Annotated in this window: 27 protein-coding genes and 1 tRNA gene; 5 read left to right on the forward strand and 23 right to left on the reverse strand. The window is 39.0% G+C overall.

What is annotated here, in order from left to right; translation table 11 throughout:
* Positions 1–102: 102 nt before the first annotated feature.
* The 12 genes from rplX to rplC all read right to left on the reverse strand — a co-directional run bounded on the left by rplX (position 103) and on the right by rplC (position 6,144).
* A complete protein-coding gene (rplX, locus tag FJR09_RS09125) occupies positions 103–453 on the reverse strand; it encodes a 50S ribosomal protein L24 (RefSeq protein WP_015079202.1) in 351 nt (116 codons plus the stop codon).
* Positions 453–821, reverse strand: coding sequence for a 50S ribosomal protein L14 (gene rplN, locus FJR09_RS09130; protein WP_015079203.1), 369 nt, complete (start codon positions 819–821; stop codon positions 453–455). Before rplN ends, rplX begins: the two co-directional genes overlap by 1 nt.
* A 48-nt stretch (positions 822–869) precedes the next feature.
* Positions 870–1,118 carry a 30S ribosomal protein S17 gene (gene rpsQ / locus FJR09_RS09135; protein WP_015079204.1) on the reverse strand — a complete coding sequence of 83 codons (249 nt, stop codon included), beginning with the start codon at positions 1,116–1,118 and terminating at the stop codon, positions 870–872.
* 6 nt (positions 1,119–1,124) lie between these two features.
* Positions 1,125–1,352 (reverse strand): 50S ribosomal protein L29, encoded by a 228-nt coding sequence (gene rpmC / locus FJR09_RS09140; RefSeq protein WP_015079205.1) that lies wholly within the window; start codon positions 1,350–1,352, stop codon positions 1,125–1,127.
* 3 nt (positions 1,353–1,355) lie between these two features.
* Positions 1,356–1,781, reverse strand: coding sequence for a 50S ribosomal protein L16 (gene rplP, locus FJR09_RS09145; RefSeq protein ID WP_015079206.1), 426 nt, complete (start codon positions 1,779–1,781; stop codon positions 1,356–1,358).
* Between the two features lie 73 nt (positions 1,782–1,854).
* The gene (rpsC, locus tag FJR09_RS09150; RefSeq protein WP_015079207.1) at positions 1,855–2,634 is read right to left on the reverse strand and encodes a 30S ribosomal protein S3; all 780 of its coding nucleotides are present in this window, start codon (positions 2,632–2,634) and stop codon (positions 1,855–1,857) included.
* Between the two features lie 57 nt (positions 2,635–2,691).
* Positions 2,692–3,051 (reverse strand): 50S ribosomal protein L22, encoded by a 360-nt coding sequence (gene rplV / locus FJR09_RS09155; RefSeq protein ID WP_041458279.1) that lies wholly within the window; start codon positions 3,049–3,051, stop codon positions 2,692–2,694.
* 102 nt (positions 3,052–3,153) lie between these two features.
* A complete protein-coding gene (gene rpsS, locus FJR09_RS09160) occupies positions 3,154–3,432 on the reverse strand; it encodes a 30S ribosomal protein S19 (RefSeq protein WP_015079209.1) in 279 nt (92 codons plus the stop codon).
* A 74-nt stretch (positions 3,433–3,506) separates the two neighbouring features.
* Entirely contained in the window at positions 3,507–4,370 is an 864-nt protein-coding gene (gene rplB, locus FJR09_RS09165; RefSeq protein ID WP_015079210.1) for a 50S ribosomal protein L2, read from the reverse strand.
* Positions 4,371–4,488: 118 nt separating this feature from the next.
* Positions 4,489–4,806 carry a 50S ribosomal protein L23 gene (locus FJR09_RS09170; protein WP_148762865.1) on the reverse strand — a complete coding sequence of 106 codons (318 nt, stop codon included), beginning with the start codon at positions 4,804–4,806 and terminating at the stop codon, positions 4,489–4,491.
* Positions 4,799–5,431 carry a 50S ribosomal protein L4 gene (rplD, locus tag FJR09_RS09175; protein ID WP_015079212.1) on the reverse strand — a complete coding sequence of 211 codons (633 nt, stop codon included), beginning with the start codon at positions 5,429–5,431 and terminating at the stop codon, positions 4,799–4,801. Before rplD ends, FJR09_RS09170 begins: the two co-directional genes overlap by 8 nt.
* A gap of 74 nt (positions 5,432–5,505) precedes the next feature.
* Entirely contained in the window at positions 5,506–6,144 is a 639-nt protein-coding gene (gene rplC, locus FJR09_RS09180; RefSeq protein ID WP_148762861.1) for a 50S ribosomal protein L3, read from the reverse strand.
* Between the two features lie 860 nt (positions 6,145–7,004).
* Between rplC and FJR09_RS09185 the strand changes: the two genes are divergently transcribed.
* Positions 7,005–7,481, forward strand: a complete 477-nt coding sequence (locus FJR09_RS09185; protein WP_015079214.1) for an NAD(P)H-quinone oxidoreductase subunit N — start codon at positions 7,005–7,007, stop codon at positions 7,479–7,481.
* Positions 7,482–7,529: 48 nt separating this feature from the next.
* Here the strand turns inward: FJR09_RS09185 and FJR09_RS09190 are convergent, their stop codons facing one another.
* Complete coding sequence (locus FJR09_RS09190) at positions 7,530–8,189, reverse strand: Uma2 family endonuclease (RefSeq protein ID WP_015079215.1); 660 nt, start codon at positions 8,187–8,189, stop codon at positions 7,530–7,532.
* A gap of 60 nt (positions 8,190–8,249) precedes the next feature.
* Here FJR09_RS09190 and FJR09_RS09195 point away from each other — a divergent pair, with 60 nt between their 5' ends.
* Positions 8,250–9,332, forward strand: coding sequence for an ATP-binding protein (locus FJR09_RS09195; protein WP_174782906.1), 1,083 nt, complete (start codon positions 8,250–8,252; stop codon positions 9,330–9,332).
* A gap of 57 nt (positions 9,333–9,389) precedes the next feature.
* Here FJR09_RS09195 and FJR09_RS09200 read toward each other — a convergent pair whose 3' ends face one another.
* The 4 genes from FJR09_RS09200 to FJR09_RS09215 all read right to left on the reverse strand — a co-directional run bounded on the left by FJR09_RS09200 (position 9,390) and on the right by FJR09_RS09215 (position 12,289).
* Positions 9,390–9,824 carry a DUF29 domain-containing protein gene (locus FJR09_RS09200; protein WP_015079217.1) on the reverse strand — a complete coding sequence of 145 codons (435 nt, stop codon included), beginning with the start codon at positions 9,822–9,824 and terminating at the stop codon, positions 9,390–9,392.
* A gap of 513 nt (positions 9,825–10,337) precedes the next feature.
* Entirely contained in the window at positions 10,338–11,603 is a 1,266-nt protein-coding gene (locus FJR09_RS09205; protein ID WP_015079218.1) for a glutamate-5-semialdehyde dehydrogenase, read from the reverse strand.
* A 4-nt stretch (positions 11,604–11,607) separates the two neighbouring features.
* Positions 11,608–12,015, reverse strand: a complete 408-nt coding sequence (locus FJR09_RS09210) for a hypothetical protein (protein WP_015079219.1) — start codon at positions 12,013–12,015, stop codon at positions 11,608–11,610.
* 202 nt (positions 12,016–12,217) lie between these two features.
* Positions 12,218–12,289 (reverse strand) — tRNA-Gly (locus FJR09_RS09215).
* Between the two features lie 68 nt (positions 12,290–12,357).
* Between FJR09_RS09215 and FJR09_RS09220 the strand changes: the two genes are divergently transcribed.
* Entirely contained in the window at positions 12,358–12,618 is a 261-nt protein-coding gene (locus FJR09_RS09220) for a hypothetical protein (RefSeq protein WP_168654064.1), read from the forward strand.
* Here the strand turns inward: FJR09_RS09220 and ribH are convergent.
* The 3 genes from ribH to FJR09_RS09235 form a co-directional block, all read right to left on the reverse strand.
* Entirely contained in the window at positions 12,615–13,106 is a 492-nt protein-coding gene (gene ribH, locus FJR09_RS09225) for a 6,7-dimethyl-8-ribityllumazine synthase (RefSeq protein WP_168633957.1), read from the reverse strand. The two genes, FJR09_RS09220 and ribH, sit on opposite strands and share 4 nt — an antisense overlap.
* A 194-nt stretch (positions 13,107–13,300) precedes the next feature.
* Positions 13,301–13,489 carry a photosystem II reaction center protein PsbZ gene (gene psbZ / locus FJR09_RS09230; RefSeq protein WP_015079221.1) on the reverse strand — a complete coding sequence of 63 codons (189 nt, stop codon included), beginning with the start codon at positions 13,487–13,489 and terminating at the stop codon, positions 13,301–13,303.
* A gap of 232 nt (positions 13,490–13,721) precedes the next feature.
* A complete protein-coding gene (locus FJR09_RS09235; protein WP_168653393.1) occupies positions 13,722–13,913 on the reverse strand; it encodes a hypothetical protein in 192 nt (63 codons plus the stop codon).
* On the opposite strand from FJR09_RS09235, the gene FJR09_RS09240 reads away from it, so the two are divergent.
* A complete protein-coding gene (locus FJR09_RS09240) occupies positions 13,889–16,588 on the forward strand; it encodes a CBS domain-containing protein (protein ID WP_168653392.1) in 2,700 nt (899 codons plus the stop codon). The genes FJR09_RS09235 and FJR09_RS09240 overlap by 25 nt on opposite strands.
* Positions 16,589–16,644: 56 nt before the next feature.
* Here the strand turns inward: FJR09_RS09240 and FJR09_RS09245 are convergent, their stop codons facing one another.
* From FJR09_RS09245 to FJR09_RS09255, 3 genes are all read right to left on the reverse strand, one after another.
* Complete coding sequence (locus FJR09_RS09245; RefSeq protein ID WP_015079223.1) at positions 16,645–17,247, reverse strand: hypothetical protein; 603 nt, start codon at positions 17,245–17,247, stop codon at positions 16,645–16,647.
* Between the two features lie 217 nt (positions 17,248–17,464).
* On the reverse strand, positions 17,465–18,124 hold the full coding sequence (locus FJR09_RS09250) for a Uma2 family endonuclease (RefSeq protein ID WP_015079224.1): 660 nt from the start codon (positions 18,122–18,124) through the stop codon (positions 17,465–17,467).
* Between the two features lie 109 nt (positions 18,125–18,233).
* Positions 18,234–21,236, reverse strand: a complete 3,003-nt coding sequence (locus FJR09_RS09255; protein WP_168653003.1) for a type ISP restriction/modification enzyme — start codon at positions 21,234–21,236, stop codon at positions 18,234–18,236.
* Between the two features lie 234 nt (positions 21,237–21,470).
* Here FJR09_RS09255 and FJR09_RS09260 point away from each other — a divergent pair, with 234 nt between their 5' ends.
* The gene (locus FJR09_RS09260; protein ID WP_015079226.1) at positions 21,471–21,794 is read left to right on the forward strand and encodes a DUF6825 family protein; all 324 of its coding nucleotides are present in this window, start codon (positions 21,471–21,473) and stop codon (positions 21,792–21,794) included.
* Positions 21,795–21,929 lie beyond the last annotated feature (135 nt).

The raw sequence follows: 21,929 nt of genomic DNA on the forward strand, positions 1-21,929 counted from the left end.
GTCCTTATATCCCCTGGGCTTGGTCAGGGTCGCTTTCCTCCAATTAAAAATGCCAAATTAAAAATTAAAATTGCGAACTTTTTAATTTTTAATTCTTAATTTTTAATTGGTGAGAATTTCACCTGTTTTTTTGAGCATTCTCACTTTCTTGCCTTCGGCGGTGAAAGTGTAGCAAACGCGACTAGCGACGTTTTGCTTGGTGGAATAGAGCATCACATTGGAGCTATGAATGGGGTACTCCTGGGTGACTATTTGCCCTGATTCACCTTCTTGTTGAGGTTTCACGTGCTTGGTTTTAAAGTTGACACCTTTGACAAGGACTTTGCTCAATTGTGGTAGTGCTTTAATCACTTCCCCAACTTTACCCTTATCTTTGCCAGCGATGACTTGCACAGTATCACCGGTTTTGACGTGCATTTTATGAAAAACTTTGGGTTGTGGGCGCTTTGCCATTACAGCACCTCCGGAGCCAGAGAAACAATTTTAGTAAAGTTTTTGTCGCGCAGTTCACGAGCTACCGGACCAAATACCCTTGTACCTCTAGGATTACCTTCTTTATTGATAATCACTGCGGCGTTATCGTCAAAACGGATAGCCATGCCACTGTCACGACTAATAGCTTTACGAGTACGCACAATTACTGCTTCTACAACATCTGACTTTTTTACAGCCATGTTGGGTGAAGACTCTTTGACAACAGCGATAATTCTATCGCCTACGCCACCATAACGGCGGTTACCTGCACCTAATACGCGGATGCACATTAGTTTTTTAGCACCGCTATTATCTGCGACATTCAGATAAGATTGGGGTTGAATCACAACTGGTCTCTCTTCTAGGGTCGTTGTAGCTGATGGTACAACTGTTTACTAAGTAGCTTTAATGTTCAGGATTTCTTTGACTTGCCAACGCTTGGTTTTGCTCAGGGGTCTAGTTTCCTGAATCCGCACCCGGTCGCCTATTTTGCAAGTATTCTCTTCGTCGTGAACTTTATAGCGGCGGGTTTGAACTACGATTTTGCCGTACTTGGGGTGAGGAGCGCGGTTTTCTATGGCTACTACCACAGTTTTTTGCATTTTATCGCTCACTACCAAGCCAACTCGTTCTTTGACTGCCATAATCTCCTACTTTTGTTCTTGATCTGAAAGACTCGCTGCCCGTTTCCGTTCTCCTTCTACTGTCAGTAATTGGGAGAGCCGATGGCGTGCGTGTTTGAACTGGTGAGGCTTTTCTAATTGTCTAGTGGCTTTTTGTAAGCGCAACTGGAATAGTTGTCTTTTCACAGCGACAATTTCTTCAGCCAACCGTTCGTCATTTAATTCTCTAGCTTCTGAAATCTTGGGAAGAGGCATAAACTACTCCTGCTCCTGTGGTTGAGAGCGGGTAATAAACTTGGTCTTAATTGGTAACTTACTGTCAGCTAATCGCATAGCTTCGCGGGCAATTTCTTCAGTAACGCCGCCAATTTCAAACATGATCCGGCCTGGTTTGACTACGGCTACCCAAAACTCTGGGTTACCTTTACCAGAACCCATCCGGGTTTCAGCAGGACGCATGGTGATTGGTTTGTCAGGGAAAATCCGAATCCAGATTTTGCCACCCCGGCGAATATACCGAGTCATTGCCCGACGGGAAGCCTCGATTTGCCGTGAGGTAATCCAAGATGGTTCTTGGGCTTGGAGTCCAAAGTCCCCAAAGTTGAGGGTACTGCCTCGGCTGGCAAGACCTTCCATGCGTCCGCGTTGTTGTTTGCGGAATTTAGTTCTTCTAGGACTTAACATGATTTGTCAGTTGTCGGTTGTCAGTTGTCAGTTGTCAGTTGTCAGTTTTTTTACCACTGACTATGAGCATTGACTAGGCTTCATTGGAGCGGTCTTCAAACTGTTGACGACGACGTTGTTGTTGTCGGCGACGGGGTTCGCGTTCACGGTCACGATCTCCACGTTCACGGTCTTTAGCTGGTTGAGCGGGAGCTTGTTCCTGTCCAGGAATAATTTCGCCTTTAAAGACCCAAACTTTAATTCCGAGAATTCCGTAAACTGTCTTAGCTGTGCAGCCAGAATAGTCAATATCAGCGCGTAAGGTGTGGAGAGGAACTCTACCTTCACGAGTCCACTCTGAGCGGGCAATTTCTGCACCGTTGAGCCGACCACCGACTTGAACTTTGATTCCTTGGACACCTGCTCTTTGAGCGCGTTGAATTGCTTGACGCACAACTCGGCGGAAGGAAACCCGACGTTCTAATTGTTGAGCAATGTATTCAGCAATCAGGTAAGCATCAGCATCAACTCGTTGGACTTCAACAACGTTAATGCGAATTTGGCGATTACCACCCAAGGCTCCTTGCAGTCCTAACCGTAATGATTCAATACCTTGACCACCACGACCTACAACCACACCTGGTCTAGCTGTGCGGACTTCTAGGTCAATTTGATCAGCTTTGCGCTCAATTCTCACTTCGGAAATACCGGCGTTATTTTGAGCGTATCTACCTAGTTTTTGCTCAATGTATTGACGGAGTTTGTAGTCTTCTTGGAGAAGTTCTGGATAACGGTCAGGTTCTGCAAACCAACGGGATTGGTGTTCTTGAGTTATACCCAGTCGAAAGCCGACTGGATGAATTTTCTGTCCCACAAAAGCTTCCTCTAAAATTTCTTACTGTACGCAATTTTCTTGTGCCTGTATGGCTGTTTACTCAGCAGTAGCAACCGCGGAAACAGCAACAGTGATATGACACGTTGGTTTGCGAATTTGGTAAGCTCGACCTTGCGCTCTGGGTTGAAACCGTTTTAGCACTGGTCCTTGGTCGGCATAGGCTTGACTGATCACCAAACTGGATCTGTCTAAACCAGCATTATGCTCGGCATTAGCTGCGGCACTTCTGAGAACCTTTAAGATGGGGTCACAAGCGCCATAGGGCATAAATTCCAGCAGGATTAGTGCTTCTCTGTATGAACGGCCGCGAATTTGATCAAGTACACGGCGCACTTTATAGGGAGAAATGCGTATATAGCGGGCGATTGCCTTAACTTCAGTAGTGTCAGTTGCCATTTTCATAACTTACTCTATGTTTGTCAATTAAAAATTTAGAATTAAAAATTAAAAGTTCTCATGTTTTAATTTTTAATTTTTAATTTTTAATTTTTAATTGATCTATCTCCCTGATTTTTTGTCACTTTTACCATGACCTCTGTAGGTACGGGTAGGAGCAAATTCTCCTAACTTATGACCGACCATCTGTTCATTGACAAATACGGGAATGTGCTGCCGTCCATTGTGAACAGCGATAGTATGACCTACCATCAAGGGCAAAATTGTCGAAGCTCTCGACCAAGTTTTAACCACTTGTTTTTCATCTTTTGCGTTTAACTTCTCAATTTTCTTGAGCAGATGGTCAGCAACAAAAGGACCTTTTTTTAAAGAACGACCCATAGTTCAATTTTTGATTTGGGATTATTGTCAATTGATAATTGATAATGCTTAATTGTCAATTGTCAAATTTGATGTTAGGACTGACGACCACCACGACCACGTTTAGATGATTTGCGGCGACGACGGATAATCAATTTAGTGCTGGCTTTCTTGCGATTCCGTGTCTTAGCCCCTAAAGTAGGTTTACCCCAAGGTGTGACAGGACCGGCTCTACCGATAGGCGCTCTACCTTCACCACCACCATGTGGGTGATCCACTGGGTTCATGGCACTACCTCTCACCTTGGGACGACGGCCTTTCCAGCGATTTCGTCCAGCTTTACCAGCACTGAGGTTTCTGGCATCTGTATTACCGACTTGTCCAATGGTGGCGTAGCAATCACGCCGAATCAAGCGGACTTCACCTGAAGGTAACTTTAAGGTTACATAGTTGCCTTCTTTAGCGACAACTTGAGCTACTGCACCAGCAGCCCGCACGATTTGACCACCTTTACCTGGTGTCATTTCGACGTTGTGAACACTAGTACCCAAGGGCATATTCGATAGAGGTAAGGCATTACCATCTTCGATAGGAGACTCAGGTCCAGCAATTATCTTTGTGCCTACAGTCATGCCATTTGTTTGCAAGATGTAGCGTTTTTCGCCATCTTCATACAACACTAAAGCGATCCGCGCATTGCGGTTAGGATCGTATTCAATGGCTGTAACTGTAGCGGACATATTCCGCTTATCTCGCTTAAAGTCGATAATGCGGTATAGTTGTTTGTGTCCGCCACCCCGACGACGGCTGGTTATCCGCCCTTGATTGTTCCGACCTTTAGGACGATGAACTGATTCAGTTAATGATTTTTCTGGCTCAGTTTTCGTAATTTCGGCAAAATCGGAGATGATAACTTGGCGAGTACTGGAGGTATAAGGGCGATAAGAACGAGTACCCATAAGTGATTTTGGAGTTTTGAATTTTTAATTCAGAATTTTTTTGATTTCGATTTTCGATTTTTAATTGTTTTTTGGCAATTATTCATTAGCCCAATTGCAAATCTCTAATCTAAAATTCTTAAACTTCTGGGAAGAGAACTTTTCTGATTTTTTCTTCGTCCCCAGGAGCAACGGTGACAATAGCTCGCTTGTATTGGGGTTTATAACCAATAAATCTACCTACGCGTTTTTGTTTGCGTGGAGGGTTAGCGGTATTGACTTTGACGACCTTAACTGCAAATAGGTCTTCAATGGCGGCTCTAATTTGTGGCTTAGTGGCTTTAGGAATGACTTCAAATACGTATTTGTTTTGTTCCATGAGCATGGTCGCTTTTTCGGTGAGAATGGGGCGACGCACTAAATCCGGTAGATCACGGGTGGCAACTACTTTAGGCACTGTAGACCTCCTGGATCTTATCTAGGGTTGATGATGTGACGATAATTTTGTCAGCGTGGAGCAAGTCGTAAACGTTTAACTGGTCGGCGGGAATCAGTTTTAAGTTTTCGATGTTACGGGCTGATAAAAGCACGTTTTCTGCTATTTCAGACAAAATCAACAGTGTCTTTTGTTCTGATGTTGCACCCCATCTAGCTAATGCTGCTACGAGATCCTTGGTTTTAGGACGCTGTAACTCGTTGCTAAATTCTTCAACAACTATTAGATCTTCAGCACGGCCAACAAATGCTGTCCGCAATGCCAAACGGCGTTCTTTACGGTTCATTTTTAGGTCGAAATCTCTGGGTTTTGGTCCAAAGATCACACCACCACCACGCCATAATGGTGAACGGATAGAACCAGCACGGGCGCGACCTGTGCCTTTTTGCCGCCAAGGTTTACGACCACCACCACGAACTTCTGCACGAGTTTTAGTGCTGACAGTTCCCTGGCGAGAATTGGTCATTTGTCTGACTAGGGCGCGGTGTACGATATGCGCCGCTGTTGTTTCTTTGGCAACCCGGAGGTCGAAGCTTGTCTCTCCGACTTGCTCTCCTTGCCAATTTTTAATTACACTCTCTACCATCTTTGTGTCCTTTGTCAGTTGTCAGTTGTCAGTTGTTAGTTGTCTTTTTTTGCCCCTAACCAATGACTAAATGACTATTTTTTGCCAACTATAGTTGCAGGAACGACGCTCACTAAAGCTCCTGGTTTGCCAGGAATAGCTCCTTTAATGATGATTAAGTTGCGTTCTGCATCTACTCGTATTACTGTCAGTTTGCGAATTGTGACACGAGTACCGCCCAAACGTCCTGCCATCCTTTTACCGGGATAAACACGACCTGGGGTTGTCCCAGCACCGATAGAACCTGGCGCTCTATGGTTTTTGGAACCGTGTGACATGGGACCGCGAGCAAAGTTGTTACGCTTCTGGTTACCGGCAAAACCGCGACCAATACTTGTACCAACTACATCTACAATTTCACCGGCACTAAAAATATCTGCTTTAATTTCTTGACCTAAAGCATAATCACCAGTGCTATCGGTGCGATATTCATTCAGATGACGGACTGGTGGGGCGGAGGATTTAGCCAAATGTCCCAACAATGGTCTGTTCAGTGACTTGGGTTTAACTTCGCCATAACCAACCTGAATGGCAGAGTAACCGTCGGTCTGTTTCGTTTTAACTTGTGTAACGGTGCATGGACCGGCTTTGATGACGGTAACAGGAATGGAGACTCCTGCTTCATCAAATATTTGGGTCATGCCCAGCTTGGTGCCGAGAATACCTACAGACACAGTTACTGGTTCTCCTTTCGTTCTATTTTTTTGGAAGTCGAATGGGGACAGCTTTTGTCACTGTCGCTTGAGTGTAAACTTTACCTCTGAAATTTGGACTGGCGTTAAACAGTGCAAATTCTCGGCGACGCAACAATTTTTGTCCCTTTTGCTTTAGTGAATTTGTTTATTTTCACTTACTCAATCACAATAACAGGAATAAGTGCCTACTCTATGGAGAAGGTATTACTTCTGGAATCCAATGCGAGGCTTGATGGCTTTGCGCTGTGTGCAGCAATGCTTTTGTCCAAGCAGTTGCTTTGGCACTCTACCGTGGTAGCAGGACTTAAGTGGTTATTGACCCTCAGTATCCTTTTCCTTAGTCTTAACATAATGCCATGAAACCAACATTATTGCTAAGGAACTACTTATTTTCATACCCTAAACTATTGTTTAAGATTTTGCCTAATTTTTTTAGGATTTACGGGAGTGATTTGGTGTGAGAGCTTAAATATGAATTTGGCTCTTGATTTGACCTGAAAGCTTTTTTAGTTTAGCAGTCTCTTATGGAGTCAGCCAGTTTTATTCTTTTAGGGAAACTAACTAGAAACTCAGATGCTAGGACTAACTAGAAACTCTAAATAAGAAAGATGCCTAGCTAATTATACTATTCGGTCACAATCTAATAATATAAACTATTCATGACTTTTTGTCCAGTATTTTTTTGCTTTATGATGGGATGCTGAGGCGGAGGTAGGAAAAATTACCCATATTCCGGTTCCGAATTTTCAAGATTGGGAAAAATATCCTGCTTCATTTAACTTAATCTACCACTAGAGAGTGAATAATAGAGATATCTAAGTGGGATAGGAGAAAAATCTATGGCACTAATTACCACTGGCAACGGTTTCATCCGCAATTTGGAGAAATTTGGGGCGTTGGGTGTTTATGTTCCTCTGGAGGGGGGCTATGAAGGGCGCTATCTGCGCCGATTACGGGCGACTGGCTATGTTGCATTGCATATTACTGCGAGAGGACTGGGTGATGTGGCTGCGTATCTGATGCAAGTTCATGGTGTCAGACCACCACATTTAGGCAAAAGAAGCAATAGTAGTGGTGCGGCGGTGGGTGATGTATATTATTTACCACCAATGATCAGTTCTCATTTGGCACAATTACCTCCTAAGTCTAAGGGGTTGGTGTTGTGGATTATTGAGGGAAATATTCTTTCTGATCAGGAAGTTGAGTATTTGATGAATTTGCCTAAGTTAGAACCACGGGTTAAGGTGGTAATTGAGAGAGGTGGCGATCGCATTTTCCGCTGGACTCCTTTGGAAAAGACACTGTTAGCTAGTTAAGCAAATTGTCAGGGTGGGGAAAACCCCGCCCCTACTATGCAATTATTTCTAATTCTGTATTTCCTGTTGTACCCAAGTACGAAAGGATTTACTAGCTTGCACTTCATCTATTTGGCAATCTTGCAAAAATTGATAAAGTTTTTCTTTGGTGATTATAGAAAATGTGGGACTTTTTTCTCCTTCAACATATTGATGATTTTGAAGTTGATAAAATAGCACTATTTCACCGTTATAACGCCAAAATTCGGGTACACCCATGCTGGCATAAAAAGCAAGTTTATTGATGTCAGTATGAGTAATATCTACTTCTACAATTAAGTCGGGTGGTGGATCTTCATTTAAATCAACTTTTTTCCCAACTACTTGAGGTTGATTTTGAATGTAATAACAGTTATCCGGTTCAGCGCTTCTTTGTAAATCATCACGATTTAAGGTAGTTGAACCCATTGTTTTAATTTTTAAACCCATTTCTTCTACCAAAATGCAGATGAATCGTTCAATTAATCTGGTAGCACTTTCATGTTCTTCTAAAGGCATGGTAATTTCTAATGTCCCTTGATCATAGATAAGTCGAGAGGAACGACTTTGCCCTAATGCTGCTAAAATTTGCTGATAATTTTGCCAACTGATATTGTGGAAAACTACTCGCTGTTCTGCGGGGGTAGTTTCTGGGGTAATATTGTTTGGTTTAGTGATTGTACTAACCATAGTTGCCCTTAAATTTAGCTTAATAGTTATTATAATATATTACGCAAAAGCGAGAATCGAGTGAATTTAAATTTGTCTACTCCCTTACAATTAATTGGACGTTCTGTAGAGTTTCAGCGGATTATTGAAATACTGGCAAAGGATGGTGATTTGTTAATTACTGGAGTCCCTGGTAGTGGGAGACGCACTTTAGTGAGAGGTGCAGCACAGGAGGTGAATACAGTTATCTTGGAAATAGACTGCATTCGCGCTACAGAAGCAGAGAGATTTGTGCAATTACTAGCGGAAGCGATTAGTCAAAACTGGGAAGCAGAGAAAGTTCAAACTTGGCTGAATGAAAATTCATCGGCATTTTTTACCTTTAATTCTGAAACTCAATTAAAACTAATTCGTTCTTTGGAACAAGAACAATTATGGCAAGCTTTCGCCAGTTTGTTAGACTTATTGGAAATAATGGCGGTTGATTTAAATCACCGCATATTGCTGATTTTAGAAAGTTTTCCCCATATTCGTTCTTGGGATCGTCATGGTTTATGGGAAACTACATTTAGGAAAGAAGTTAAGGCTTATCCTCATGTTAGCTATGTACTAATAGCCACCATTGCTGAGTCTAGCCAACATTCAGATGATACTAATTATCCCCTAGAAACTATCCAATTAGCCCCTTTAGCTAAGGATATTTTAGCCTTGTGGGCGAGGGAAATTTTACATACGCAAGGTTTCACCTTTGACTGTCATAGTCAAGCCTTACAGCTATTTCTAGAGGCGGTACAGGGACATATTGGCGATGGGATGGCGATTATTCGGCGGTTATCTGCGTCCCGTTGTGCAGATGGTTTAATTCGGGAGGAAGATGTTCAAAAGGCTATTGCAGGATTATTGAAAGATTTATCTATGACTTATGAATCTTTGCTGATGTTGTTACCTGCAAATCAGGTACATTTATTAGAATCTTTGGCTATTGATCCTACTGATAAACCTCAGAGTAAGGAGTATATTCAAAAGCATGGACTTTCACGGGGTGGGAGTCTGCAAGGTGCGTTAACTGGGTTACAGCATAAGGGTTTGATTTATGATGCTGAACATGGTTATCGTTTAGCTATGCCTTTGTTAGCTTTGTGGTTGCGGGAACGGTTGAGTTAATTTTGTTTCGCGCAAAGACGCTAAGGTGCAAAGGCGCGAAGGAAGAAGGTTAGAAGGTTACAATTCTGGTAAAAATTCAGGTTCTAATATTTGTGTGATTTCATAATGACAATTTTCTGGAAAGGTTTCATAGGGGAGGTTTGTTTCTTTGACTGCTAAGTTAATTCCATCTTGATAACTTAATAAAAAGGCTTCTTCTAAATAGGATTTTAAGCTGGGACTATCTGCTAATATTCGGTTGATTTGAGTCCGTTGTTCTCGAATTGTTGCTAACCAACTATTACTACGTTTTTCTGGTTGATGTTGCCATTTTAGTAGGTGTCCTAATAACAAGGCTAAACGGTTGGTTAATTCTCTTCTTTCTTGTCTTCCCAATGTTTCTATTTCTTCAATTAAGTTGAGTTTATCTAGTGTTTCCCATTTTTCTTCTTTGAGTAGTTGTGCTTGTGTTTTTGTCCAGCTATAAAAATCAGAATTGTACAGTGTATTCATGGTTTTTACCTGTAAATTACTATATATTATTTAATTGTCAGAATCAGGATATCCAGGATGTGAATTTGTCTGAATCAGGATACTCAGGATTTTAGGATTTTTAGGATGTGAATTTGTCTGAATCAGGATTTCCAGGATTTAAGGATTTTCAGGATAGGAATTTGTCTGAATCAGGATTTCCACCGATTTTAGGATTTTCAGGATGTGAATTTGTCTGAATCAGGATTTCCAGGATTTTAGGATTTTCAGGATGTGAATTTGTCTGAATCAGGATACTCAGGATTTGAGGATTTTTAGGATATTAAGAATATGAATGAGATGAAGATAATGAAATCCTGTTCATCCTTAAATCCTGGAAATCCTGATTCAGACATTTTCCCTAAAAGTCCTGTTCATCCTTTAATTCGCTAAATCCGTGTTCAGATTTTCAGGATGTGAAGAATATGAAGAAGATGAAAATAATAAAATCCTGTTCATCTTTAAATCCTGGATATCCTGATTCAGACATTTTCCCTAAAACCGTCCATTTCCCTGAACAATATGCTTCACCGTCGTCAATGTTTCCAAACTAATAAATCCCCTGCGATGTCCTTTTTGATTGGACATTCCTAAAAATACAGCCTCTCCCCGTGAGGAGTGACGAGAAAAACGAGGGGAAGCATTTATGTAGGTGGAGGCGCTATTTACTCCTAATGCAAATTGGCGACTTTCTTGGTAAGACTCTGTGACAATACTATCAGCATGACTGCTACTATATTGATTAATCCAAGCGATCGCACTTTCTAAACTATCTACTAACTTAAAAGCTACTGTTTTGGTTAAATACGGTGTTCCCCATTCTTCATCTTTGGCTAATTGCAATTGGGGAAATGCTGCAACTAGTTCTGCATCTCCTTTGAGTTGAAAACCTTTTTCTTTTAAACTACTCCACAGCACTGATAAGGAAGATGGTAAGGCTTGACGATGCACTAAAACTTTTTCAATGGCATTGACTTGATCTGGTTCGCTTTCATGGCTATCCATAATCATCCAGCGAATCATTTCTAAGCTACTGTTGATTGACCAATACAGATAACAATTACCCATTGCTGATTTTAACACTGGGCAGGTTGCTTGTCTGACCACCTGTTGAATTAAACTGGAACGTCCGTAGGGAATAACTAAACTTAAATACTGATCTTGGGTAACTAAATCTCGCACTGAAGCACCATGTTCAGCGGTGATTAATTCTACACAACCTGCGGGTAATCCGACTTTAGTAATGGCTGTTTGCAAGGCGTTAGCGATCGCTGTATTGGAGTTACTAGCTTCCGTACTACCTTTAAGAATAATACTATTGCCAGTTTTTATGCAAAAACCAGCAGCGATCGCCCCTAAATCGGGGAAAGCCTCATAAATAAAGGCAATCACCCCTAAAGGCATTAATTGAGTATAGCTTTGAGAGTCTTCCTGTTGATAATCAGCAGTTCTCACCCGTCGTAAAGGATCAGATAATTCTCCCAATCGTTGCAGAATTTTGATTGTATTCTCCAACCGAGAGGGAGTTAGCTTCAACCAGTCCAAAATTAATTCGGGAACTGCCATTTCTCGACTTGCTTCTAAATCCAGAGTATTAGCTTCGAGAATTTCATCAAAATCACTTTCTATCGCTTGTGCCATTGCTAACACAGCGCGACTCCTATCTATCCCCTTAGTCGTTCCCAATTTCAGGGAAGCCTGAAAAGCGCGGTTAGCACTTGTCATAGGTTCGGGGTAATCATCAATCACTTCACCTGTCATGGAGTTAACGTCTGTAAGTAAGCCAGACCATTAGTGCTGGCAGAATTACCAATAGCACTGCTACAATTGTCCAAGCTATGATATTGGAACTATTAGCCAATCGTAGAGCTAATGGTAGCCATATAATCACTAACACAAAAATAATGCTGAGTGCTACTGGCAAATAGTTTTGTCCTAATCCGGGTTGAACAATTTGCCAATTATTACCTTTCCAACGCCAAGCACGTTTATATGGATAGGTAGTAGAAAGTTGCTCTAATACATATCCATTTTCTTCGACAACAAAAATCTGCTGACAGCGATCGCATCCGAAAGCTTCTGTTAGCGTGATAGGAATCAAATGTCCCTTGCGACGACAAGGACAAGCGTATTCCGTATTTAAGTCAATTTTATCTGGTTTTTGAGGTTGCACAAGCAAGATGAATAACTTGGGCGGTTTTTTACATTATTCCCCAATTTTCCTGAAAATCAGTATGGGAAACTCTAAAATTACGTCTAATGATATAGCTGGGAAAGTCTACTAACAAACTCCTAACCTAAAAATCCATCATCTACCAATTTAGTAGAGATGGAAAATCTTTAGTGTTACTTTAATATATCAACTTTAACTAGAAAGCGGGTGATGGGATTCGAACCCACGACATCAACCTTGGCAAGGTTGCGCTCTACCACTGAGCTACACCCGCGAACTCACCAATAAACTTATTATTCCAGATATATTCAGCTTTGTCAACCCCCAAATTAAATTCTTTTTTTGTCAGTAGGGGCGAAGCATTTGGAAGATACATTATCGGTCATTGCCAAAAATAGTTCTCCAAATGCTTCGCCCGTAAAGTCAGTAGGGGCGAAGCATTTGGAAGATAAATTATCGGTCATTGCCAAAAATAGTTCTCCAAATGCTTCGCCCGTACAGTTGTCATTACCAATTACCAATTACCAATTACCAATTACCAATTACCAATTACCAATTACCAATTACCCATTACCCATTACCTATCACCCATTACCCAATTAACCTGCTAAATTCGGGCGTAATTGCCGCATGAGAGTCGCCATTTCTATGGCGTTCATGGCATATTCCCAACCATGATTACTCTTGATGCCGGCTCGTTCTAGGGCTTGCTGCATGGTATCTGTGGTCAAAATCCCGAAAATTACCGGCACACCTGTTTGGAAACTGGCCGCAGCAATACCTTTAGAAACTTCCGATGATACATAATCAAAATGCGGTGTTTGTCCTTTGATGACTGCACCCAGGCAAATTATGGCATCATAACGGCCAGACATTGCTAATTGACGGGCTACATTGGCCACTTCAAAACTACCGGGAACCCAAACATAGTCTACTTGCTGTCCTTCTGGATCAGGATCTATACCATGACGTTTTAAGCAATCTTTACATCCTTCTACGAGTTTCATGGTGACAAGATCATTAAAGCGAGCAATGATCAATGCAAAGCGCAAAGACTCGGTGTGCTGAAAATTTCCTTCAAAAACTGCCATAACTGCCTCTAAATAAATTTACAATAACTGCTTTACCAATATACTTTTCTGCCATCAAAATAGAAGAGCAGGAAAGCACAATCAGGAAAAAGTCGTTTAGAAAAAGAAAATTTTTTCTGTTTAACTCTTTACCTAAGCTTTTCTGCTCTTAATAGAGTATATGGTATGCGTTAGTGAATGATTAAAGCATTCAACTAAATCACAAAAAAGTTTAATATACCAACTAACACGACTAAAGCCGCCCAAATACCCGAACCAACCCAGAGTAGTTTTTTAGATTCTACCCAGTTTTGAGGAGTGGCGTAAACAACAGGTACACCAATCACAAGCACGAAGGAGAACAAGACTAATGATATTAAAGCGATTTGAAATACTATGCTCATTTTGTTTTTCCCAACATAACTAAATCTTAGTTTTCCCAGAACTGCTGCTGTATAAACAGTCTAGGGTTTTCAGTGAACCTTATGAACTCATAAGGCATCACCTGATCAATTAATATTTTACGTCTGGTTGTAACAGTTGCTCACTTCTGATCCGCCAATCTGTTTTTTCTTTAGGTAATTGGTGATTGGTAATTGGTGATTGGGAAATTGATTAAGATAAAAATTATATTCTCTAACTTCTACTTCCTTCTTCCTTCTTCCTTCTTTCTCCTGACTCCTGACTCCTGACTCCTGACTCCTTCTTTCTCCTGACTCCTGACTCCTGACTCCTTCTTTCTCCTGACTCCTGACTCCTGACTCCTTCTTTCTCCTGACTCCTGACTCCTATCTTAAAAATATATGGATTTAATTCTTTGTCACACAACTGCGGATTTTGACGCTTTGGGGGCAGCAGTGGGGTTAACTTGTCTCAAACCAGGGAGTAAAATTGTCTTGACTGGGGGCGCACATCCTCCTGTGCGGGACTTTTTAGCGTTACATCGTGACGAGTATCCGCTAATTGAAAGACGTTCGGTAAATCCTGAAAAAATTCGCTCTTTAATGGTTGTGGATACTCAAAAGCGCGATCGCTTGGGTAAAGCTGCTATCTGGTTCGATTTACCCAATGTCCAAGAAATCATTGTTTACGATCATCATTTTGGACAGGAAAGAGACATTCCCAGCACTCAATTATATATTGACGAAGTGGGGGCGACAACTACCTTAATGGTAGAAGAATTGCAAAAAAATAATATTTCTTTAAATTCTGCCCAAGCAACTGTAATGGCTTTGGGTATTCATGTGGATACAGGTTCATTAACCTATAAACAATCTACAGCCAGAGATGCTTTAGCGTTGGCTTGGCTAATGCAGCAAGGGGCAAATTTATCAGTTATTTCTACTTATCGTGATCCTGGTTTATCACCACAATTACAACAATTGTTAAGTGCAGCTTTAGAAGATTTACAATATCTTTGTTTGCGGGGATATACCATTGCTTGGTTAACACTAAAAACCGATGGTTTTGTCCCTGGTTTATCAGGTTTAGCTTCCGAAATTATTGATTTAACAGAAACCGATGCTGTACTGTTAGCAAATGAATATCCTTTAGGTGAAAATGATTGGCGCTTAACAGTAATTGGCAGAACGCAAATTCCCCAAACAAATCTTAATTCCTTATTTCAACCTCATGGTGGTGGTGGACATTCTCAAGCCGCATCTTTTAATCTTCGCACTACAGATTCACAACCAATTTTACAACAATTATTAGATGGTTTAAAAGCCCAAATTCCCCATCCTCCCACAGCTAGAGATTTGATGTCTTCTCCAGTGCGGACAATTCGCCCTGATACTACTATAGCCGAAGCCCAGCGGATTTTATTACGTTATGGACATTCAGGTTTATCTGTAGTGAATAGCCAAGATTTATTAATTGGAATTATTTCCCGTCGAGATTTAGATATTGCCTTACATCATGGATTTAGTCATGCACCAGTTAAAGGTTATATGACAAGTAATTTAAAGACAATTACCCCTGACACCTCTTTACCAGAAATTGAGTCTTTAATGGTGACTTATGATATTGGCAGATTACCAGTATTAGAAAATGGGCAATTAGTTGGTATTGTCACCCGCACCGATATTTTAAGAGAATTACATCAATTAACAATTCAAAATCTAGAATCAATAACTGAAAAAGATTCTCAGGATTTAGGACTAAGTACGGAATTAGAAAAACGTCTTACTCCTCAACTTTGGCAATTACTGACTACAGCATCGCAAGAAGCAGAAAAACGCGGTTGGCATCTTTATTTAGTTGGTGGTGCAGTGCGAGATTTGCTATTATCAAAAGCGGAAAATCGCAGTTTGATGATTAATGATATTGATTTAGTCGTTGATGGTTTTCATAAAACCGCAGACGTTGGTGCAGGGGTAGAATTAGCTAAAGCCTTACAGCAAATTTATCAAAATGCCAGATTAGAAATTCATGGTGCTTTTCAAACTGCGGCTTTGTTATGGCATAAAGATTTAGTATTAGATTCCTTATGGGTGGATATTGCCACAGCTAGAACTGAATTTTATCCTTACCCAGCAGCTAATCCAGAGGTTGAAGCTAGTTCTATTCGGCAAGATTTATATCGGCGAGATTTTACGATTAATGCCATGGCTTTAAGGTTAACTTCTCCTCGTGCTGGTGAATTATTAGATTTCTTTGGTGGTTTTATAGACTTACAAAATCAGCAAGTTAGAATTTTACACGCTAATAGTTTTATTGAAGATCCGACTCGGATTTATCGCGGTGTGCGGTTTGCAGTGCGGTTTGGATTTTCTCTAGAACCACAAACAGAAACTTATATTCGTTATGCTATAAATAGTGGAGTTTATGATCGCACTAGTCAAGAAAATAGTAAAACTCCGGCTTTGCAAACTCGACTAAAAACTGAATTAAAATATATATTAGCAGCAGATTATTGGCAATCAGCTTTAGAATTATTGGATAATTTGGGGGCTTTACAATGTATTCATCCTACTTTAAAATTAGATGTGGAACTTTCTCGACAATTAAATTTATTAAAACACTGTTTAAGGAAGTTTGACAAAAAACAAACTTTAATAAATTGGCAAATGCGTCTAGAAGTATTAATTGCCTATTTACAACCAGAATATCGGGTAAAAGTAGCTAAAAATCTGCAATTAGTTGATGATAGTATTGTCAGATTAGAGAAATTATCTCAAATTCAAGCTGAGATAATTACATTATTACCGACTTTTGAAAAACCCAGTCAAACTATTTATTTACTCAAAAGATATGATTTGCAGACTTTAATTTTAATTGCTTTACAAAGTCCCCGCAAAATCAGAAGACGGATTTGGCAATATTTAACAAATTGGGGAAATATTCAACCGCTATTAAATGGGAATGATTTAAAACAATTGGGTTATAAACCTAGTCCCCAATATAAGCAAATGCTTGATGATTTATTAACTGCTACTGTAGATGGTATAATTAAGGATAAAGCGGAAGCACAAGAATTTCTAACCAAGCATTATCCTGGGTAATTGATCTTAAAAATATGAGGTTGATATGCAAATTCAAACATCCAGCAAATACAATATTAATTTACTGATAACATCCATGTTAGAAATGATAAAATTGGCTCAACTGGTGGCAATGGATATTCAGTAATATCAATAGTGACTGAATTACCCTCCAGTTTTAAAAATTTCCAAGTAGTTCCACTGGTGACAGAACCGAAAATTATGGGAATGTTGACATTATTAGCAGCATTAAATTTTTGGGCAGCTACCATTTCTGCAATACACTGACCTAAACCACCATTAAGATTTTCTTTTTTTGCTTCTATAATTATAACTACTGGAGCTTGAATTTCTAATTGGCTTAGTGATTTACTAATCAGAAAGTCACAAATACCATTGAGTCCAATACTAGAATCAACGGTAAAATCTTCTCCAGAAAAAAGGCTAATTTGACGATCTAATAATCGTCGAACTGCTGTTAATACAGGGCTAATAATCCATTCAGAACGGGCTTTTTCACTACCCCTTGCAAGTACCAATGGTAAACCTTCTTCTAGTTCTTGACGTAGCAAATCATCAGGTTTTACAACAGGCACATCTGGAAAAAACCGTCCTCCTTCATGGATGGCGATCGCTAAATCCTGACGGACTTTTTTTAGTGTAAAATCACTGTAGGGCATAGTTATAATTAATTTTTGCTACAAAAACAGAGTTTAGTTCCGTAGGTTGGGTTGTGGAACGTAAACGTATCCCTGCGGGACACTGCGTGAACGCGGAGCAATCGGAACGAAACCCAACATCATATTATTAAAACATATTATTAAAACTTTTGTTGGGTTGCGCGATTCCTGCGGAGCGCTTCGCTATCGCTTAACCCAACCTACATTTGATTTTAGATTAAATTGTATCAGGATCTATATTTAATTCCCGCAATTTTGCTGCTAAACGTTCTGCGGTTTCTTCAGGGGTAAAAACTAGCTTTCCTTCTGGTGTGAAATACCGCAATAATCCCTCATGAATTCCCAAATATAAATCTAATTGTTCACTCCATAAATGTCCTTTTTCATTTGCTTCTAGAGGTTGATATTTTCCATCTAATAAATGAAAACCTGCAAATTCTAGTGTATAAGGATCAAACCAAAAATAATCCGGTGTGCGGAAAGTATTTTGATAAAGTTCTTTTTTGTATTCTCTATCTGTATTCGCTGTAGTTGGTGAGAGAATTTCTAAAATTACATTGGGATATTTACCGTCTTCATTCCAAACTACCCAACTTTTCCGAGTTTTGCGTTCTGTTCCTAGCACAACAAAGAAATCAGGACCTCGGAAATATTCTGATTTTTTCTGATTAGGACTATAATAAATGGTGAGATTTCCCGCAGCATAGAAATCATATCTATCTTTCCACAACCATTCTAGACATTTGAAAAGGAGAATTATTTGTCTTAAATGTAGTTCTGTTTCCACGGGAGGTTCATCACTATATAAATCACTGGGGGGAAAAATCACATCTTGAGAGATGTTTTCTCTACATTCTAATTCTTGAGTAATCATCATAATATGACACCAAGTCGTTATTTGTTGATTATAGCATCGAATTACAAGATCCCCGACTTCTTTAAGAAGTCGGGGATCTGACTGAAACCCAACCTACCAGAATACATGATTATTCCATTTCTTTAATTATATTCATTGTTTCCACACTCACGGTACAGACTCTCATTAATAAATCAATTACCTGTTCTTTATAATCTGCGAAACGATAAGTATTGAATTTTTCCGCAATGGTGGGATCTTTTGGTTTCTTTTCTTTATATTGATCTAATATCCATTCTAACGCACAACGATTACCCAGCATATATTCCCAAGCTATTTTCGGAATATTTTCTAATGTAGTAACATCATCTAGGATAATACTATTTTTGGTTTTATCGGCTTTTAATTTTGCTTTGGGTGTTTTTTGATTGTCTTTTAAAGGAATATCAAGACGGGTTAAGTTATAAGGTGTAACTGTTTCATAATTAATATGTAGTTCCATGAGTTGTTTACCCCAGTTAACCCATTTTTGGAAGTTTTCATAATATGGTAAACGGGGAAATTCGCGTTTGAGGTTAAGTTCGTATTTGCTGCGATAAGCTGGATTATGTAAGACTGCGTAGGTATAATGAAAGATGTCTATTTTGGTAATTGTTGGATCTTGATAATGGGTTTGAATTTGTTTTAGTCCCCAGTCGGTTATGTTATCAATGCGTTTTCCTTCTTTGTCGTAACGGTAGAGGGGGAGACATTGAGAATCACCGGTTAAATGTAAATCAATAATTGTGTTACTACCTAAACAATGAAAGGGTTTTGTATTTCCTGACGCTGAAAAAGCTATATATTTGTTTTCTGTATCGTTTTCATTTAAAATATCAAACCATTGATAAGTCATTCCATTAAAATGCTTATCAAAGTAAAAATACTGATTATAAAAAGGACGGTATGAACTTTTTATAATTTGTTCAGGTTGAAAAGTTTTATTGATTCTTCTATCTAAATATTTATTTAATTCTCTATCCCATTTAATTGTATCCTTGTTCGGGTAATTTGAATCTTTTAATGTTTCTTGATAAACTTCAATTAAAAATTTTACTTTTTGTTCTAACGCAGTTTCTGATAAATCATAAACCCATTCATCTCTTTGTGTTGCTATACCTCTAGAAAATAACTTAAAAACCGCTTCTTCTCCTTTACCCGCTTTTACATCCTTATCAACTAAAGGTAAAAGACTATCAAAATCATTATCAGATTGATTAATCCAATTACCATTATTATCCGGTTTAAGATGAGTAAAACCTAAATCTCTAAATTTTTGGGAACTAAAATATTTTTTCTTTTCATCTGAATCTGTATAATCATCAATTTCATTATAATAAACTTTGAAACCTTCCGCGTTTTCATTCCTAATTAAAAAATAAACAGCTATACCTACTCTAATTTCATCACTAAAGACATTACCACCTTCTTTGCGTCGTCTTTCTCCACTTGTTCTTGCATTACCTTTCATGTCAATAACATGAATTTCATTAAATTCTTTAGCTACAACTTTTCTAAAACCATCATAAGCAATAGAATTTATAAAAGAACTATTAGAAACAAACGCAATAATCCCATTTTTACCTAGTCTATCAGCAGCCCATCTAATAAACCGAGTATACATATCATAAACAACAATATTATTCTGCGCTTTACTATATTTAATATAAGATTCCTTAATTAACTTATCTATAGCAGTATAATAACGATTAGCATTATTATCATTAAAATTTTCCTGTTTTGCATTATAAGGAGGATTACCAATAATCACAGAAATAGTTCTATCATTCTGTCTTTTGATTCTTGCGGTATTCTCCACACTCATAGCAAACAAATCCAATTGCTTACCCGCAAAAGATGTATTATCCAAAGTATCCACAAAACAAATATTTTCAAACTCCTCATACACCCCCATTTTCTGCTTATAGGTGTATTCAATATTCAAATTTGCAATGTAATAAGGTAAAATAGCCACCTCATTACAATGAATTTCATGTTTATACTTATGTTCTAAACTCTGCTTTGGTAAATAATCAATCAACTCAGTAATAAAAGTCCCCGTTCCCGTCGCAGGATCTAAAATTTCCACATCTTTATCTGCTAACAACTTCCCAAAATGTTTATGAACTAAAAAATCTGTACTTTCAATCATAAACCGGACAATTTCATTGGGAGTATACACAATTCCCAACCTATCCGCAGCTTTAGGATTATATGCTTTGTAGAAATTCTCATATAACGCTTTAAGAAACTTCTGTTTTTCTTGATGATTATAAATATTAGCCGCGGTTCGTCGAATAACTGCATAATATCTTTCAATCGTTCCCAAAGTGTTTTTCTTCACGCTTCCCGTAAAAAAGGTAGAAATTACCCCTTGTAATTCTCCCGCAATATTATTTTCTCTGTGAAATTGCGATTCATTAAAAATATTGATAAAAATATCTTCCGTCAAAATATGCTGAATCATCATTTCCCGAATATCAAATAAACTGATTTCTGGGTTAATTGATTCTTTGCAAATTCCCCAAAACTTATCCCGCGCAGTTTGAAAAGATGTGTTATTTTCCCCTTGACAATCTATCAAATCTCTGAGAGAATTTAATACAGTGGGTAAATCTTGCTTAAAAATTTCTATCGCTTCCCGAAAATCCTTAACTTCAGGACGCACATAATTAATAAAATTGGTAATAATTCCATCTACTGCCTCAGCGTCGCGCATAGATACCCGCATAGTTTCTGTGCTAGATTGAATTAAAACCGCAGTTTGGGAATCTTCAAATAAAATATTACTATCGGGATAACCTTTATTTAATTTCTTTTCTATTTCTTCATCTAATTTATCATATTGGTCTTTGCTTTCCCAATAACCCCAATCTAACCGCAAAGCATCTTTAATTGTGCCATCGGGATAAACAAGTTTACCATTTGGTAATCTATAATCTAATTCAGGAATCAGTAAAAAATCTCTCGGTTTGCAATATTCATTGAGGAGATTTTGAAAAGCCACACGAATAGAAGTTTCTTTGCGAGAACCACCATATTGAATGATTTTTTCGACTTCGGCTTGATATTGAGTTACCAGGAGTCTAGACATAATTAAAAAATGGATTATTAAAAGTTTTGTTGGGTTGTGCGATCACTTCACCCAACTTATATTACTATATTATTACATTGTCTACGTAGATTTAGTTGTGCGATCGCTAATGTAAAGACAGTTAATGCCATGTTTCCACAGTGACTGTATTCCCCTCAGAAAACTTTCAGATAGAAGCATTACGGGCTATATACAGGTTATAATTCTTTTTGCGGAGCAACTTTACAAAAATTTATGAGTAATCCCCTTGTGCAAGCCTTTTTCGTAGGCAGAGCAGTCGCTGAAGTGATTAATGAGCGCGTAGAAGTCGCCTTGACTGATGCTTTGAGTGAACTAGGCAAATTTGATGCTGAAACTAAAGAGCAACTACGCCAGTTTACAGAAGAAGTGATGGCACGAGCTAATCGAGCAGCGGAATCGTCTGCAACTGGTACAACCACAGGTAATAGTTCATCTGGTGGAGATCCAGTAGACTTACAGACAGAAATTGACGAATTAAGGGCAGAAATCGCTCTATTAAGAAGTGAATTGCAGAAGCATCGCAATGCTGCAAAATAGGTAATAGGTGATGGGTAATGGGTAATAGGTAATGGGTAATAGGTAATGGGTAATAGGTAATTGGTAATTGGTAATTGGTAATTGGTAATTGGTAATGTGAAAAAATATTCTCCCCTGCCCCCCTGCCCCCCTACC

The sequence above is a fragment of the Dolichospermum sp. UHCC 0406 genome, assembly GCF_009712025.1.
GTDB lineage: Bacteria > Cyanobacteriota > Cyanobacteriia > Cyanobacteriales > Nostocaceae > Dolichospermum > Dolichospermum lemmermannii.